Genomic DNA, 15,466 nt, shown 5'->3' with positions numbered 1-15,466 from the left:
TCCCGAGCATGTACGATTTCGTCGTCGTCGGTGTCGGCCCACCGGGCGCGCGCTTCGCCCGCCAGGCGGCCGAGGAGGGCTACGACGTACTCGCCCTCGAGAAAGGGCAGGTCGGCGAGCCGCTGGCCTGTTCAGGCCACGTGAGTACGGACATCTGGAATTTCACGGGCGAGGGCGCTCGCGAGGAGTTGTTCCAGAACGAGATCTACGGCGCGCGGTTCCACGTCGGCGGCCCCGGGAGCGACGCCTACCCGTTCTACAAGGACGACGTCGCGTCGAACGTCATCGACCGCGTGGGACTGGACCGCCACCTCGCCGACCTCGCCCGTGAGGCGGGCGCGGACGTCCGCGAGGAACACACGGTCACGTCGGTCACCGAACATCACGACCGCGTCGATGTCGTCGCCAGCGGGCCCGACGGAACCGTCGAGTTCAAGGCGAAGATGCTCGCCGGCTGCGATGGCCCGCGCTCGAGAGTGCGAGACGAACTCGACCTCCCTCAGCCCGAGGAACTGCTCCACGGGGTGCTCGCCTTCTCCGAGGAGGACGACCACCAAGACTTCGTCGACGTCCACCTCACGCCGCCGACCTTCTTCGCGTGGCGGATTCCCCGCGGCGAGGCCGGCGTCGAGTACGGCCTCGCGGCTCCCCCGGGCGTTCAGGTGACCAAGCACTTCGAGGAACTGATCGACGGCTACGAGATCGACGTCTCTCACCGCTGTTCCGGGGCGATCCCGGTCGGACCGCCGGACCGCGTGACGAGCCGTCGAGCCTTTCTCATCGGCGACGCGGCGGCCCAGACCAAGCCCTTCACCGGCGGCGGCATCCTCTACAGCATGACCAGCGCCGATCACGCCGCTCGCGAGATCAACCCCGATCGACCGACTACGCTCGCGGCCTACGAGCGCGCCTGGCGTGACGACCTCGAGCGCGAACAGGCGCTCGGTCGCTGGATCCGGCGGGCGTACTCGCTGCCCGAGCCGGTCCAGCGGCTCGGGCTGGGGGCGCTGTCGGGCGAGATCGGCGTCCACATGGATCGGCCGACGTCGCTCGTCTCGCTCGAGCACCTCAAAGCCGTGCTCTCACGGGCCTGACTCGGTCACGACACGAACTCCCCGACGACCGTTCCGACGCCGATCATGCCGATCACGAACCCGGCTATCGATCCGATGACGGGGACGACTCCGGTCACTGCGGAGACGACGGTCGCGACGGCCAGCGCGGGGAGCCAGCCGCCGGCCGCGAGCCGACCAACCGCGAGATAGCCGAATTCACTGGCGACGAGCAGAACGATGACGTAGCCGGCGAGCAACGGAAGCGCGATGACGAGCCCGATTCCCGTCATCGCCAACAGGAACGACGCGCCGATGACGACGACCAGACTCAGGACGCCGTAGACGAGCGCCGGACCGGGCGACTCGAGCGCGCGATCGGTGCGCCGTCGCGTCCCGTCCGGGCTGACGACGATCAGGAGCCCGCCGATGACGAGCGTGATCAGGGCGGGGATGACCGCGTCGACGTACCAGGGGTATTGGCTTACCGTCTCGACGCCGGTTCTGACTTCGTCGGTGCCGCGTTGAGCGAGCGCCGTCGACGGACCGGCCGCGAGGAACGAGGGTACCCCGAGGGCGATCCGGCGGACGCGGAGGGCTGGCAATCGCATGGTTCGTCCGATTCGCGACGGGGATAAATAAGTATAGTTTTCTACATTTACGCGGCCGTCGGCGGTCCGCCGAACGACAGACGGAAGGCGTCGGTACCGGAAGAACGGACCGGATGACCGAACGGGGAGCGGCCGTCGTGCGGGCCGCCGCGCGCACGCTTGAGCGCTGCGGGATCATCGACGCCGAACGGTTCCGCCCGACCATGGAACTGGCGTGGCCCCGAATCGTCACCGGCTTCGCGATCATGTCCAAGCAGACGGCCGACCTCGCGATGGTCGGGATCGCGGTCGGGACGGCGGGGACCGCGGGGCTCGCGTTCGCGCTCGGCTACTGGCAGATCGTCACGCTGCTGGGACTCGGCCTCGCGGGCGGTACCGTCACGCTCGTCTCACAGAATTATGGCGGCGAGGCGACCGCTCGCGCGTCGCTGGCCGTCAACCAGAGCGTCCTGCTCGCGATCGGGTTCTCGCTTCCGATCGCGGGCGTCTTTCTCGTTGCCCCCGACCCGCTGATCGGGCTGCTCGGTGCGGGGCCGGACGCGCTTCGTCACGGGAGCATCTATCTCGTCTACGTCGCACCTGCGGTGGTCTTCGAGCTACTCAATCTCATCGCCAGTCGAACGTATACGGGCGTCGGCGACACGTTCACCGAGATGGTCGCCCGCGCCGGCGGCGCGGTCCTCAATATCGTCCTCAGCGGCCTGCTCATCTTCTGGTTCGGACTGGGCGCTGCCGGTGCCGCGATCGGGACGACCCTCGCGAGCGGGTTCGTGACGGTGGTCCTCGCGTGGGGGATGCTCGGCCGATCGTACGGCCGACTCGGGATGGAGCCCAGTCCCGTCCCCATCGCTCGAGGCGGCCCCTGGTTCGAGCCGACGCTGATCCGCCAGCTGGTCGAGATCTCGCTGCCGGAGATCGGCCGGCGGCTCGCACAGGGCGCGATCGTCTTCCCGCTGCTCTGGATCGCCGCCTCGTTCGGCCCCGTCGTCGTCACGGCGCTCGAGGTCGGCCGACGGGTTCGGGCCCTGATAAACAGCGTCAACTGGGGGCTATCGCTGGCCGCGAGTTCGCTCGTCGGACAGCACCTCGGTGCCGGCGAGGAGACGGAGGCGGGAGCCTACGGCGCGGGAATCATTCGACTCTCGGCGGTGCTCTACACCGCGCTGACCGTTCTGGTCGTACTCCTCGCGCGACCGATCGCGGGGCTGTTCGTCACCGATCCCGCGGCGGCGGCGCAGGCCGCCGTCTTCGTCGCCGTCGGCGCGGTCAGTTCGATCGGGTACGGCATCGACGGGGCCGCCGCGGGGGCGCTGCTGGGGGCCGGCGACACCCGCTGGCCGTTCGTCGCCTCCCTGATCGGCCGCTACGCCTTCGCCCTTCCGGCGGCCGCGCTCGGGCTGGTCACGCCGCTCGGCGTCGGCGGGCTCTATCTGGCGCTCTTCCTCGAGACGGCGGTGCCGGGCGGGATCAACTACTGGCTGTTTCGGATCGGCCGGTGGAAAGCGGTGAGTCGCCGGTATCGGCCGTCCTCGGATCCCGGGTAACTGCGCTCGAGTCGGGTCGACCTGGGCCGGCATACCCCCGGCCAAGGACTATATTCGCTGCCGGTGTCCGTTTCCGCGGATCATGAGTGAAACTGCCAAAGTCATCAAGCTGGTCGGCACGTCGACCGAATCGTGGGAAGACGCCGCACAGACCGCGCTCGACGACGCAGACGAGACGCTCGAGGGGATCACCGGCATCGAAATCGAGTCACAGACGGCCGACGTCGAGGGCGGACAGATCGAATCGTACACGACGACGATCCACGTCTCGTTCGGGCTCCAGCGCTGACGGGGTCTCGAGACGGATCGTGTCGCCGTTCTTTCACTGCAAGAGATTCGAGACGCGAGTCACTTCGGTCCGCCGGCCGTCCTCTTCGGGGATCGAACGGCGGACGAAGTCTGTAGAACAGGGGTTATGCCGTCGAGGCGGACTCCGATTCGAGCAGCGGGATCCCGTTCGCCTCGAGGAAGCCGAAGAGTCGAACGAGGGCGAGTCCGAGGCCGATCGCGCCAACGGCCGCGAGCGCGATCACTGCGACGTCATCGGGCGCTCCCATCGAAACCGCCAGCAGCGATGCGGTAAGTGAGAGGAGCGTGACGGTCGTCACTAACTGGAGCGTCGATTGACTCAGTGCGAACCACGTCGACTGGGAGACGTACCGGTCCCCTTTTCGAGCGTAAGCCATGCGAAATAGTTGCCCCACTAACACTATAAACCTTCCCTGATGCTGCACTCGCGGATCGACCTGTCTCCTGTCCGTCGGCGTCGCTCTTCGATAGCGCATACCGGGGACACACGCGAGCCGAGGATAGTCCTCCGGGCGGCAGTGGACGGGTCCCCGTCAGTCGTCGGTCCCGTCGGTGCCGACGATTCCGCAGGCGATCGCCTCGGGCTCGATCAGTTCCTCACCCTCAACGGCGTCGGGGTGTAAGAGGAGGACCGTGTCGTCGGGCATCTCGTCTTCGACCCGAATCCGCCGGCCGAGCACTGACTCGAGTTCGTCGACGTCGTCGATGTCGAACTCCCGCTCGCAGAGGCGTTCGGCGTTGGCCCGCGAGAGGACGAAGACGAGCTCCCCCGGCTCGAGGTGTTCGCTCTCCGCGGCCTCGAGTAAGCTTTCGAGCGAATCGGAGCGCACCGCCTCGAGCGAGCGGATCGTCACGCGCTCGGTGTCCGATCCCGGCGCTTGCTGTGACTGCGTGCGGATGCGGGCGGTCAGTTCCTCGAAGTCGGTCTCGGCGTCGATACGCGAGTTCATACGCCGTGCTCGGCGGTCGCCGACCTTGACGGTGTGGCCGGCCAGTTCCGGCGTTCGGGAGCAGCGGTCACGGTTCGGTTCGACGGCCCCGACGGAGCAGCGCTGGTGACGACGGGTCCCTCGGAGTGCCGACTGAATCCGATCCGTGCGCCCCGAGCGGTATCACCGAGTCCGACAGTCACTCTCGTCGTAACTGCGGTTTTTACGCCGCCTCGATGTACGAAGCCCAATGTCGACGATAGCCGACCTCCGGCTTCCGGCGGCGGAGACGGCCCTGGCGACCACCTTCGAGCGCGCGCCCGAGGCCACGTTCGAACTCGAGTCCTCGGTCTCGAAGACGCGGCCGTCGCTATGGGTGTCCGGCGTGGATTCCGAGACGGTCGCTGCGGCCTTCGAGGCCGATCCCTCGGTCGAGGAGGCCGAACTCCTCGTCGAAACGGGGTCGCGACTGCTGTACGACGTGACCTTCGCCGCGGGCGCCGGGACGACCCACCTCTGGGACGACCTGCTCGCGGACGGCGGCTCCCTGCTCGAGGCGCGGGCGAGCGACGGCTGGTGGCAGGTGACCGTGCGCTACCGCGATCGCGACACGCTCTGTGACGCCTACGATCGGCTGGTCGACCGCGGCGTCAACGCCGATCTGCGACGCGTGACCGACGTGACCGACGTCGAGGGCCACGAGACGCGACTGACGCCCGAACAGCGGGAAGCGCTCGAGGCCGCGCTCGAGTACGGCTACTTCGAGATCCCCCGCGGGGTGTCGATGGAGGAACTGGCCGAGGAGCTGGGCATTTCCCATCAGGCGCTCTCCGAACGGTTCCGGCGGGCCTACGAGACGCTGGTCGACGCCGAACTCCAGCCCGCGGGGGAGGAGTCGCGGCTGGAGTGAGCGCCGATCGCGGACCGATCGGCCGGTGATCGCCCGCGACGGGATGGGAACGCTGCACAATCGTTATTTGATTGGCTTGCGTTCGGCCCCATATGGCTGACTTACTTTCCGACGAGGAGATCGAGGAGGGACTCCCCGCCGAGTGGGAGCGGGAGGACGACGAGATCGTTCGCGTCTACGAGTTCGACGACTACCTTCGGGGCGTCAACTTCGCCCAGATGGTCGGCGAGATCGCCGAAGCGCAGTTCCACCACCCCGAGATCATCATCCGCTACTCCGGCGTCGAGATCCGGCTGACCTCCCACGAGGAGGGCGGCATCACCGAAGACGACATCGAGATGGCTGAACTGATCGAGTCCGAGCGCGACGCCTGATCTCGGACTCGAGACCGAATCTGGCCCCCACGCCCGACCTCGGATCCGAACCTGAATCCGACCCCGAGACGACACCCGACTTCACGATGGATGCCAGTTACGTCTTCCGCGTCCGGTTTCGCATAGAGCCCGCACGGGAGTTCGTCTCCCTCGAGCCCAACTCCGCGGAGACGACGGTCACGCTCTCTCGAGCGGCACCGGAGCCTGGCACGGAGGGGTGGCTGTTTTTCCGAAACACGCTGTGGCGCGGCGAGGTCGCCGATCGGGAGTACGGCCGCCGACTCGCTGCGGAGTGGCTCGGCGTCCCCGAGCGGACCGTCGAGAGCGTCGACTTCCGCGAACTGCAGACCGACGAGGAGTACTTCGACGCGCTGCAGTCGGCGATCGCGGCCGATCTGGAGGCGTTCAAGGCCGACGACGTCTCGGACGCCCTCTCGAAGTATCTCGGCTCGAGCGTTCGGGTGATCGACACGGACGAGGGCGACTCTAGTAGCCACTGAAAGTCAATGCACACCCGATCGCACAGCTGTCGTGCGATCGGCGTGTAAATCGTTTCAGTTGTTACTATAGCGGACGTCCCCCGTCGACGAGCGGCTCACTGCGGTCGAACCGCGAGCGCTCGACGAGCCCGTGTGCACGTCTCAGATCGATCGGACGCCGCTGCTCGGCGCTCACTCGACGTCGTCGTGCGTGAGCAACGGTCGCGTTCGCTCGCCCGGCGGGGACTCGTAGGTGACGACCTCGAGGAGATTCCCGTCGGGGTCGAGGAAGTAGAACCCCTCGAACTCGTCCCAGTCGTACGGACCCTGGTTCGGGAACTGGTCATCGAGGTCGTCCATCAGCGCCGCGTAGGTCTCGCGATCGGTCTCGAACGCGAGGTGGGCCTTGTCGAGGGGATGATCGAGCCCCCGCTCGTCCCAGTTCTCGGCGCGGCCCGTTTCGGCCAGCGTCACGACCGTTTCGCCGGCCCGGAACATCGCGTGTTCGCCCTGAAAATCCGCCGGCGGTCTGACGAGTTCGAGATCGAGGACGTCGCGATAGAACTCGTAGCAGGGCTCGAGCGCGTCGACGTCGACGTTGATGTGATCGACGGAATCCATGCGCAGTGGTACCACGGACGGCTTCAAGAGCCTGTCCGTGGCAGCGCCGTCGAGCCGAGTCCGAGGGCGCGGACCGACGACGACACGCGATCCGGCGGCGGGTCCCGGATTTATGACGGTCGCCGTGGTGGGACGACTGAATGCTGACCGGACGAGGGCCGCTGCTCTCGATCGACGTCGGTGCGCGGTCCGCCGAGACGGACCGGATCGACGGCGTCCTCTCGAGGTACGTCGGCGGCCGAGGCGTCGGAACGAAACTCGCACACGATCGGCTGCCGTTCGACGTCGATCCGCTGGGCCCGGAGAACGCGCTCTTCTTCAGCGCCGGTCCGCTGCAGACGACGCGGACGAGCTTCACCGGCCGGCTGAACTGTACGGCCGTCTCGCCGCTGTCAGACGGGCTCGTCTCGTCGAACGCTGGCGGATTCCTCTCCCGGCCGTTCGCGAACACCGGCTACGGCGCGCTCAAGGTGACCGGCGAGAGCGACCGGCTACTCGCGGTTCACGTGACCGACGAGGGCGTCTCGTTCGAGGAGGTACCGGAACTGGCCGGCGCGACCGTCCCCGAGGTGACGGCGCGCGTCGCGGATCGGCGCGGCTTCGACGACGACGAGGCGGCCTCGCACGTCGCCTGCGTCGGTCCGGCCGGTGAGAACGAAGTGCGGTTCGCCGCGATCGTGACCTCGGGCGGTCGGGTCTTCGGCCGCGGCGGACTGGGCGCGGTGATGGGATCGAAGAATATCAAGTACCTCACGTTCGAGGGCGACGCCGCTCCCTCGATCGACGTGCCGGACGTCGCCGGGGAGATTCACGCCGCGGCCGCCGAGAGCGACCACGTGATGAAACGGCAGGGGACCGCGGGGTTGACCGGGTTCGCCAACGAGATCGAAGCGCTGCCGACCAGGTACTTCAGCGAGCGCTCGTTCGAGGGGATCGACGGTATCAGCGGCGAGCGCGTCGCCGAGAAGAAGTACGAGCGGGGTACCTGCTCGAGCTGTGCGTTCGCCTGCAAACTGCCCACCAAGGACGACGAGTCCGGCCTCGAGACCGAAGGGCCGGAGTTCGAGACGGTGATGGCGTTCGGATCGAACGTCGGCGTCGACGATATCGTCGACGTGATGGGTGCGAACGAGCGGTGTGACGCGCTCGGCCTCGATACGATCGAGTGCGGGGCGGCCGTCGCGGCCTACCTCGCGAGCGAGGACGCCTTCGGCGACGCCGATCTCGTCCACGACCTCGTCGAGAAGATCGCCTCTCGAGAGGGCGTCGGCGACCTGCTCGCCGAGGGGGTCGCCCGGTGTCACGACGACCTCGGCGTCCCCGACTGGTCGATGAAGGGCGTGGCGTTCCCGGCCCACGACGGGCGGCGACTCAACGGGCAGGGACTGGCGTACGCCACCTCTAATCGCGGCGCGGACCACCTCTACGGCAGCATGTACGTCTACGAGTATCCGATGGTCGAGCAGGAGAGAGCCCTCGAGCCGGCCGGACTCGAGGGCAAGGTTGACCGCCTCGTTCGGACCGAGAATAAGAAGGCGGTCCTCGACAGCGCGATCCTCTGTAAGTTTTCCCGGACGACGGTCGAGAGCGGGCAACTCCCCGCGCTGCTCGCGACGACGGACGAGGCCCTCCAGCGACTCGGCGAGCGGATCGTAACCCTCGAGCGCGACTTCAACGCTCGGCGCGGCTTCGACCGCGGTGACGACGACGATCTACCGTACGATCTCGAGGGCCTCGAGTCGGCGCTCGATACGTATTACCGCCGTCGGGGCTGGAACCCGGACGGCACCGTGCCGCCGGATCGGCTCGCCGAACTTGAGCCGTGAGTCGCGGTCCGGAATCGTGACCGAACGCCGGTCCCGGCTCAGCCACGTTCGACCGCGGAGGGCGTCCGTCGCCAGTCGGGCTCCTCGCGGGGCGGTGCGAGCACTCCGATCCCGACCGCGTCCTCGCCGCTCCGGTTTTCCGCGCCGTGACGCTCGTCGCTCCGGAACATGTACGCGTCACCGGCCGCGAGCGCGTACTCCTCGCCCTCGACGATCGCGGTGAGTTCCCCCTCGAGGACGAACCCGATCTGTTCGTTCGCGTGTGTGTGGGACGGGAGTGTCGCCCCCGATTCGATCCGCCAGTAGACCATACCGGCCCGCTCCCCCGTTTGCAGGTCCGCGAGGTGCACCCCGTCTGCGACTTCCTCGAACGCCGCGCGGGTCGTCGATAGTCGTTCCATGGGAACAGGCAACACTCCCCACGGCCGCACTGATAAACGTATCATGAAAACGTTTTAAAACCCTCTTCGGTGTGGAGTGTCCCATGCTAGCAGACCGACCGATCCGGCTGTTCCACCTCCCGTTCTCGTTCATGCTGCCACAGAAGGTGGCGAGCGAGCGGGGCTACTTCCGCGAGGAAGGGCTCGCGGTCGACCTGGTGGAGCGAGACAGGCGCGACGTCGAGGTCAAGTATATCCCCGCGGCGGAGACGCTGACCGGCGAGTACGACGTGGACCTCTATCCCATCTGCAAGTGGGAGAGCATCCGCCGGACGTGGACCATGGGCGACGGCCGAATCGTCGCGAACGGCACCTTCGCGAACCTCCCGTACACGGTGTTCACGCGTCCCGAATCGGAAATCGAGACGCCGGCCGACCTCGCGGACGTTCCGGTCGGCGTCAACCGGCGAACGGGACAGGAGTATACCGCGCGCAAGGCACTCGAGGAACACGTCGCCGCCGACGAGGTCGACCTCGTCGGCTGCGGGATGCCCACCGACCGGCTGCGGGCGCTCCACGAGGGTCGGGTCGACGCCGTGACGCTCATCGATCCTCACAGCACGCTCGCCGATCACCTCGGCTTCCGGCGGCTGCTGGAGTACGACAACCACATGGGAATCGTCGGCGACGACGCGATCGATCGCGACCTGCTCGAGGCGTTCCTGCAGGCCTACGGTCGCGCCGTCGAGGACATCAACGCGGATCCCGACGCCTTCCGCGGGACGTATCTGGAGATGCTCGAGGCTGACGCCGCGGTCGCGCCCGACCTGTTCGACGACGTCGACGTGGACGCCGTCCGCGAGGAGATCACCGTGCCGCAGTACGACGTTCCGGAGCCCGTCGACCGGGAGGAACTCGACGAGCACCTCGCCTGGATGCAGGATCGCGGATTGATCGACGAGAGCGCGGCGATCGACGACATCGTCGCGCCGCTGTAACCGCTTCCACCGACCACCAGAAATACCACGACCAAACTATGACCGACATCGACATCAGTTCCCAGCAGGCCGCGATCGACGAGTTTCAGGGCGATTCCGGCGACCGTCCCGTTTTACGAGCGCGGTTTGAGCACAACGGTAGCCCGCGGTACATGCTCTATACGATCAAGCGCTTCGGCTACGACCACGACCACGACTTCCACCTCGACCTGCGACTCGTCTCCGACGAACTGGACGAGGGCCGCGAGACGGTCGAGGCGAAACTACAGGAGGGCGACGCCGATCTGATCGACATCGACTACATCTCGACGGCCCGAGAGCGCGCTGCGGGCGCGCCGATCGTCGCCTTCCACCCGTACGGCCAGACCGTCGGTGGACTGGTCACGCCGACCGATTCGGCGATCGAGGGGCTCGAGGACCTCTCGGGTCACCGGATCGGCGTCGTCAGACGGCTCGACAAGAACTGGATCCTCGTCCGGGCGGCCTGCCGGGAGTTCCACGGTTTCGATCCGGACGAGACGGCTGCGCCGGTCGAGGCCGGGTCGAAGGTCGAACTCACCCGGCTGCTCGAGGACGGCGAGGTCGACGCGATCCTCCAGTTCTGGCAGATAATCCCGGAGATCGTCGAGACCGGGCCGTACCGTGAGGTGTTGCCGATGTCACGGCTAGTGGACCGTCTCGCCGACACCGACGACGATCGGCCGATCCCCATCTCGACGTTCCTGACGAGTGAGGCGTACCTGCACGACCACCCTGATGCAGTCCGCGGGTTCCGGGGTGCCTTTCGGGACGCAGTCGCGCGGCTCCGACGCGACGACGAACTCTGGACGGAGATCGGCGAGCGGCTCATGTACGAGGACGATCCCGCGGTCGTCCGCGCCGTGCGGGATCAGTGGCGCGAGATGGTCGTCCCCGACTGGGACGAGACCACCGTCGAGGGGATGGAACGGCTGTTCGACCACCTCAGATCCGTCGCCGGTGCGGACGCCCTCGGCATCGACGAACTCCCCGATGGGCTGTTTCGGACGGACCTCGAGGTGGAAGCATGACCGCGACCGAATCGCTCTCCTTCCAGCTCAACTGGGAGCCGAACGGCTTCCAGTCGCCGTACTTCCTCGCCCGCGAGGAGGGGTTCTACGCGGCGGAGGGCCTCGAGATCGAGTTCGTCGAGGGCCACGGCTCGCCGTACGCGGCCGAACGCGCCGCCCGCGGCGACGCCGATATCGCACTCGCCGGTGCGAGCGCCGTGCTGGCGGTCCAGAGCGAGGGGTTCGAGCCGCTCGCGGTCGCGGCGGTGACCCAGAAGACGCCGGCGGCCGTCTACACGCTGCGGGACGTCTTCGGCGACCCCCTCTCCGAACCCGAGCAGCTCGCGGGTCGAACCGTCGCGCCCTCCGCGACGAAGACGCGAATCCTGACCGCCCAGCTGCTCGAGAACGCGGGCATCCGCGACGAGGTCGACCTCCTCGAGGTCGATCCGCACACGCACCACCGCGTCCAGCACAAGGTGATCGACGGGACGGTCGACGCGGCGGTCGGCGTGGTCACCAACGGGATCGAGATCGGCCGAGAACACGATCGAACGCCCGACGAGCTCCCGATCGGCGACTATCTCGACATCTACGGAATGACGCTCGTCACCGGGCCCGAGTTCGCGGACGAACGGCCCGAGACGATTCGGTCGTTCCTCCGTGCGACCGCCCGCGGCTGGGCTGCCGCGACCCGCGACCCGGAGCGGGCCGTCGACGCGCTCGTCGAGCGCAACGCCACGCTCGAGCGCAACCGTGAGATCGAGCGCCTCAAGTTCGAAACCGCCGCCCACCGGCTGCAGTTCACGCCGTACGTCCGGGATCACGGGTGGGGCGCACAGGATCCGGCCCGCTGGCAGCGCCTCGGCGAGACGCTCTCCGAGACGGCGCTGCTCGAGGGAGCGATCGATCCGGACGCGGTGTGGACCGAGACGTTCCGCCCCGACGGAGAGCCGATCGTCGACGACTACGCCGATCGGGTCCGACCGACGGCGGAGTGACGGACCCGAAGGCGAACTGACCCTACCGATCGCGCGATGACGCCCTGTCCGAGCCGTCGCCTCTCACTTCGTCCGCGTCAGCGTACTCGTCGACCGCGGCACACGATTCGAGGAGCGTTTCGATCGGTGTCGGCGGATAGTCGAGACGGAGGTCGCCCGTTCGCCGATCGTACGAGACAACGCCGGTCTCCGCCAGCATCGGGATATCGGCATGGACGAGCGTGACTTTGATCTCCTCGTAGCGGGCGTCCTCGACGCTCTCCGGGCCCGTCCGTTCCAATCGGGCGGCGACGTGTTTCGCGAGCGCGTCGACGTCTCGGAGGTCGTCCGCGAGCAGACAGTAGAGCACACATCGCCGACGCCGATTACTCAGTACCCGCAACAGTTCGTCGAGATCGGGCACCCCGCCGTCGGCGACGCTCGAAGCGACGATCGGTTCGCGTTCGGGTCCGTTGCTGTGGTGACCGCCGTTGGAGTCGGGATCCGTCTCGACCATGACAGTAGGAGGGAGCACCACTAAAATATGTATTTGGGATGATATTCCGGAATATCTCCGTGAGATCTTACTAGATTACCTCTAAATTTTGCGGCGGTCGTTTGCTCCTTCCGGGAGCGATGGCCGATCCGGAATTTGAGACCGGGCGCGCTTGCCGCCCGGCGATCGGCGATAGACATTTACTCGAGAGCCCCTTACGTTCGGCTCCGCATGACTCTCGAGCGCGAGTACGATTTCTGGCTGCTCGACCTCGACGGGACGCTCGTCGACGTCGAGTGGTCCTACACTCGTGAGGTGTTCGACCGGGTCGGCGACCGGCTCGGCCGCGAGTTCACCGATCGGGAGGCCGACATCCTCTGGAACGGCCTCACCGGCTCCCGGGACCGCCAGCTCGAGGAGTGGGGGGTCGATCCGACGTCGTTCTGGACGGCCTTCCACGAGGAGGAAGACCCCCTGGTCCGGGCCGAGCAGACCTATCTCCACGAGGACGCCGCGTTCGTCGCCGACCTCGACGTCCCGGTCGGGCTGGTAACCCACTGTCAGGAGTTCCTCGCCGAGCCCGTCCTCGACGAGGTGGGGATCCGCGACTGGTTCGATGCGCGGCTGTGCTGTACCGAGGAGACGGGGTGGAAGCCCGACCCTGGGCCGGTCCAGTCCGTCATGGCCGACCTCGGGGTCGGCCACAACGGCCATAGGGGCGTTCTCGCGGGCGACGGTGCCTGCGACATCGGTGCGGCCTGGAACGCCGGGCTCGACGCGATTCACGTCGAACGGGTCGGTCACGAGCGCCGGGGCCAGTGCGTGCTCGGCGACTATCGCGTCCGCTCGTTCGACGAACTGTCCTGACCCGTCGCGGACCGACAATTCAAGGGAAGCTCCCTTTCTGATGGAGGGAAAAGGGACAGTATGGACATTGACAGCACGGATCACGCGATTTTGTATCTCCTGCAGGCGGAGACCCAGGCGGGGTTCACCCACGACGAGATCGCCGAGCGACTCGACGTTTCCTCGAGCACAGTCAGTAACCGCATTCAACGACTGGAAGAGGAGGGAATCCTCGAGAAGTTCGATCCGGTGATCGACTACGAAGCGGCGGGCGCGCCACACCACATCCTGTTCATCTGTACGGCGCCGATCGCCGACCGCAAGTCCCTCTGTGAGCAGGTCGTCGAGGTCTCGAACGTGGTCCGCACTCGCGAACTGCTGACGGGGGCCCGGAACCTGCACGTCGAGGTCGTCGGGATGGAATCCCAGGACATCGAGACCGTCGCCGAAGAACTCGACGCCCTCGGCCTCGAGATCGAACACTCCGAGATGCTTCGCACGGAGTACAGCCGCCCGTTCGATCACTTCGGCTCCGAAGTCGTGGACGACTCCGGATCGGAGTGAGATCTCCCTCTATCTTTTATTCATCGCTTGCAACGGATTGCAGCTTTGTTTCGTGGATAGCGGACAGAACGAATATTTGCTGCTGGCAGTGCACAACGATACTTACCACGATACTTATACATCGCGACGGCCTTACTCGGATAATGGATACCCAGTCATCGAACCGACCCTCCCCCGATGCCCAGGCTCCGGTTTCGATCCGTGTCATCGAAGCGGTCGCAGCACGAGAGGGAATCGATCCGCTCGAGGTGTCGCCGCCGCTCCACGACGTCCTCGATCCGACCGCACTGGACGACCTCTTCGAACCGACGGGAGCCAGTCAGCGACCGAACGGTACCGTCTCGTTCACGTATCGCGGACACGAGATCCGCGTCGAGAGCGACGGCCGAGTCGCGCTCGAGGGCGATCCCGAGACCGAAAAGGATTCAGGATCACAGCAGGAGACGAAGTCACGATGAAGTACTGTCTCGACTGCGACTGGAGCGAAACCGCCGCCGATGAACCGTCCCAACGGAGCCGCTCGCGGGCGGCGATCGAACACCACGTCGAAACGGGACACACGATCGACTCGAGCGAATCGATCGTCCGACCGACCGTCCCCGACGTCTCCGGGACGGTTCTCGTTCGCGATCTGGTTCCCTCGAACGAGTGAGCGGCCGCGGCGGCTTCACTCGGTCGCCACCGACTCGCGGAAGCGGCCCTCGCTATCCGTAGTGTTCCTCGAGGTAGTCGACGATGTCGTCGCTCTCGTATTGCTGTTCTCGTCGGTCAGTGTCGACGAGAAACGGAATCGAATCCTCGCCACCGAGATCCGTCATCGCCCGCTGGGCCCACTCGTTGAGCACGTCGCCGCCCTCGTGACCCGGCCGCCGCGGATTGTGAATCACGTACGAGACGCCGAGTTCCGTCAGTTTCTCGCGAACCGCCGTGCTGTGCGGACAGCCCTCCGCCTGATAGAGTTCGAGCACATAATTGTCGACCATCCCGCACGACGTAAACGTTAGCCAGACGCCCACTGGTTGCGTCGAGAGACTGTCAGCCCGCCGTATTCATCTCATCTTACCATTTTTTCGACAAGAAAGCTTATGCCGGGATGCTGGGCTTATCGAAGCATGACACGCGATAAGTCAGCACGAAATCGAACCGATGCGGCCGCGAACGCCAGTCAACTCCCGAACCTCGTCACGATCGTCGGGCGCGGCGTCCCGTCGAACTACGAGATCGCCGTCGACGGCGACCTCGAGATGCTCGCGGACGATCCGGTCGCCGAGGGAACGGTCGTCGCGGGCGGCGTCGCCGAGGGCGCGATCGACGTCGGCGTCCAGCGGTTCCGGTTCTCGGGGCAGATGGCGAACGTCCGTCTCGTCGACTGGAACGGCGACGAAGCGCCCGACTCTCCGAGCGTCCCGACGGTCCACGTGGAGTACGGCGCGCCGAACCGGTAACGCGGTACCGAGTGAGGTGAGTGGGATGGGGGTTTCGGGTGCTATCGGAGCAATTCTGTGACGTAATAAACCGC

At 66.6% G+C, this 15,466-nt stretch carries 22 protein-coding genes; 15 read left to right on the top strand and 7 right to left on the bottom strand.

Annotated features, from left to right (window positions below; genetic code table 11):
- The first annotated feature begins 8 nt into the window (after positions 1-8).
- The gene (locus LDH66_RS08165; RefSeq protein WP_226480560.1) at positions 9-1,094 is read left to right on the top strand and encodes a geranylgeranyl reductase family protein; all 1,086 of its coding nucleotides are present in this window, start codon (positions 9-11) and stop codon (positions 1,092-1,094) included.
- A 5-nt stretch (positions 1,095-1,099) separates the two neighbouring features.
- Here the strand turns inward: LDH66_RS08165 and LDH66_RS08160 are convergent, their stop codons facing one another.
- The gene (locus LDH66_RS08160) at positions 1,100-1,663 is read right to left on the bottom strand and encodes a DUF8173 domain-containing protein (RefSeq protein WP_226480559.1); all 564 of its coding nucleotides are present in this window, start codon (positions 1,661-1,663) and stop codon (positions 1,100-1,102) included.
- 113 nt (positions 1,664-1,776) lie between these two features.
- Between LDH66_RS08160 and LDH66_RS08155 the strand changes: the two genes are divergently transcribed.
- Positions 1,777-3,207: an MATE family efflux transporter gene (locus LDH66_RS08155; protein WP_226480558.1), complete on the top strand. Its 1,431-nt coding sequence runs from the start codon at positions 1,777-1,779 to the stop codon at positions 3,205-3,207.
- 82 nt (positions 3,208-3,289) lie between these two features.
- The gene (locus LDH66_RS08150; RefSeq protein WP_226480557.1) at positions 3,290-3,496 is read left to right on the top strand and encodes a dodecin family protein; all 207 of its coding nucleotides are present in this window, start codon (positions 3,290-3,292) and stop codon (positions 3,494-3,496) included.
- 124 nt (positions 3,497-3,620) lie between these two features.
- Here LDH66_RS08150 and LDH66_RS08145 read toward each other — a convergent pair whose 3' ends face one another.
- Together LDH66_RS08145 and LDH66_RS08140 are read right to left on the bottom strand one after the other, a co-directional pair.
- Positions 3,621-3,893 (bottom strand): hypothetical protein, encoded by a 273-nt coding sequence (locus LDH66_RS08145; protein ID WP_226480556.1) that lies wholly within the window; start codon positions 3,891-3,893, stop codon positions 3,621-3,623.
- Between the two features lie 156 nt (positions 3,894-4,049).
- Positions 4,050-4,466 carry a hypothetical protein gene (locus LDH66_RS08140; RefSeq protein ID WP_226480555.1) on the bottom strand — a complete coding sequence of 139 codons (417 nt, stop codon included), beginning with the start codon at positions 4,464-4,466 and terminating at the stop codon, positions 4,050-4,052.
- 229 nt (positions 4,467-4,695) lie between these two features.
- On the opposite strand from LDH66_RS08140, the gene LDH66_RS08135 reads away from it, so the two are divergent.
- The 3 genes from LDH66_RS08135 (at position 4,696) to lwrS (ending at position 6,229) form a co-directional block, all read left to right on the top strand.
- Positions 4,696-5,355: a helix-turn-helix domain-containing protein gene (locus tag LDH66_RS08135; RefSeq protein ID WP_226480554.1), complete on the top strand. Its 660-nt coding sequence runs from the start codon at positions 4,696-4,698 to the stop codon at positions 5,353-5,355.
- Positions 5,356-5,447: 92 nt separating this feature from the next.
- Entirely contained in the window at positions 5,448-5,729 is a 282-nt protein-coding gene (locus LDH66_RS08130) for a 4a-hydroxytetrahydrobiopterin dehydratase (RefSeq protein WP_226480553.1), read from the top strand.
- A gap of 86 nt (positions 5,730-5,815) precedes the next feature.
- The gene (gene lwrS / locus LDH66_RS08125; RefSeq protein ID WP_226480552.1) at positions 5,816-6,229 is read left to right on the top strand and encodes an LWR-salt protein; all 414 of its coding nucleotides are present in this window, start codon (positions 5,816-5,818) and stop codon (positions 6,227-6,229) included.
- Between the two features lie 171 nt (positions 6,230-6,400).
- Here the strand turns inward: lwrS and LDH66_RS08120 are convergent, their stop codons facing one another.
- Positions 6,401-6,829, bottom strand: a complete 429-nt coding sequence (locus LDH66_RS08120) for a VOC family protein (protein ID WP_226480551.1) — start codon at positions 6,827-6,829, stop codon at positions 6,401-6,403.
- 140 nt (positions 6,830-6,969) lie between these two features.
- Here LDH66_RS08120 and LDH66_RS08115 point away from each other — a divergent pair, with 140 nt between their 5' ends.
- Positions 6,970-8,655 (top strand): aldehyde ferredoxin oxidoreductase C-terminal domain-containing protein, encoded by a 1,686-nt coding sequence (locus LDH66_RS08115; RefSeq protein WP_226480550.1) that lies wholly within the window; start codon positions 6,970-6,972, stop codon positions 8,653-8,655.
- Positions 8,656-8,693: 38 nt separating this feature from the next.
- Here the strand turns inward: LDH66_RS08115 and LDH66_RS08110 are convergent, their stop codons facing one another.
- A complete protein-coding gene (locus LDH66_RS08110) occupies positions 8,694-9,056 on the bottom strand; it encodes a cupin domain-containing protein (protein WP_226480549.1) in 363 nt (120 codons plus the stop codon).
- An 83-nt stretch (positions 9,057-9,139) separates the two neighbouring features.
- Here LDH66_RS08110 and LDH66_RS08105 point away from each other — a divergent pair, with 83 nt between their 5' ends.
- Genes LDH66_RS08105 through LDH66_RS08095 form a run of 3 tightly spaced genes read left to right on the top strand, consistent with a single transcriptional unit; the run spans position 9,140 to position 12,062 of the window.
- Entirely contained in the window at positions 9,140-10,033 is an 894-nt protein-coding gene (locus LDH66_RS08105; RefSeq protein WP_226480548.1) for an ABC transporter substrate-binding protein, read from the top strand.
- A 38-nt stretch (positions 10,034-10,071) separates the two neighbouring features.
- The gene (locus tag LDH66_RS08100; RefSeq protein WP_226480547.1) at positions 10,072-11,082 is read left to right on the top strand and encodes an ABC transporter substrate-binding protein; all 1,011 of its coding nucleotides are present in this window, start codon (positions 10,072-10,074) and stop codon (positions 11,080-11,082) included.
- The gene (locus tag LDH66_RS08095; protein WP_226480546.1) at positions 11,079-12,062 is read left to right on the top strand and encodes an ABC transporter substrate-binding protein; all 984 of its coding nucleotides are present in this window, start codon (positions 11,079-11,081) and stop codon (positions 12,060-12,062) included. The genes LDH66_RS08100 and LDH66_RS08095 overlap by 4 nt, the downstream gene beginning before the upstream one ends.
- Positions 12,063-12,084: 22 nt before the next feature.
- Here LDH66_RS08095 and LDH66_RS08090 read toward each other — a convergent pair whose 3' ends face one another.
- Entirely contained in the window at positions 12,085-12,558 is a 474-nt protein-coding gene (locus LDH66_RS08090; RefSeq protein ID WP_226480545.1) for a DUF7344 domain-containing protein, read from the bottom strand.
- Positions 12,559-12,768: 210 nt separating this feature from the next.
- Between LDH66_RS08090 and LDH66_RS08085 the strand changes: the two genes are divergently transcribed.
- The 4 genes from LDH66_RS08085 (at position 12,769) to LDH66_RS08070 (ending at position 14,599) form a co-directional block, all read left to right on the top strand.
- Positions 12,769-13,404, top strand: coding sequence for an HAD family hydrolase (locus LDH66_RS08085; protein ID WP_226480544.1), 636 nt, complete (start codon positions 12,769-12,771; stop codon positions 13,402-13,404).
- A 60-nt stretch (positions 13,405-13,464) separates the two neighbouring features.
- Positions 13,465-13,947, top strand: a complete 483-nt coding sequence (locus LDH66_RS08080; protein ID WP_226480543.1) for an Lrp/AsnC family transcriptional regulator — start codon at positions 13,465-13,467, stop codon at positions 13,945-13,947.
- Between the two features lie 143 nt (positions 13,948-14,090).
- Positions 14,091-14,405, top strand: coding sequence for a HalOD1 output domain-containing protein (locus LDH66_RS08075; protein WP_226480542.1), 315 nt, complete (start codon positions 14,091-14,093; stop codon positions 14,403-14,405).
- Complete coding sequence (locus tag LDH66_RS08070; protein WP_226480541.1) at positions 14,402-14,599, top strand: hypothetical protein; 198 nt, start codon at positions 14,402-14,404, stop codon at positions 14,597-14,599. The genes LDH66_RS08075 and LDH66_RS08070 overlap by 4 nt, the downstream gene beginning before the upstream one ends.
- 52 nt (positions 14,600-14,651) lie before the next feature.
- Here the strand turns inward: LDH66_RS08070 and LDH66_RS08065 are convergent, their stop codons facing one another.
- Positions 14,652-14,915 carry a glutathione S-transferase N-terminal domain-containing protein gene (locus LDH66_RS08065; protein ID WP_226480540.1) on the bottom strand — a complete coding sequence of 88 codons (264 nt, stop codon included), beginning with the start codon at positions 14,913-14,915 and terminating at the stop codon, positions 14,652-14,654.
- Between the two features lie 144 nt (positions 14,916-15,059).
- On the opposite strand from LDH66_RS08065, the gene LDH66_RS08060 reads away from it, so the two are divergent.
- Entirely contained in the window at positions 15,060-15,392 is a 333-nt protein-coding gene (locus LDH66_RS08060; RefSeq protein WP_226480539.1) for a hypothetical protein, read from the top strand.
- The last annotated feature ends 74 nt before the right edge of the window (positions 15,393-15,466 follow it).

It is taken from the genome of Natrinema amylolyticum (assembly GCF_020515625.1).
In the GTDB taxonomy this organism is placed as follows: Archaea; Halobacteriota; Halobacteria; order Halobacteriales; family Natrialbaceae; genus Natrinema; species Natrinema amylolyticum.
The sequence above is the reverse complement of the archived record's forward strand: the minus strand, read 5'-3'. Positions and strand labels throughout refer to the sequence as shown.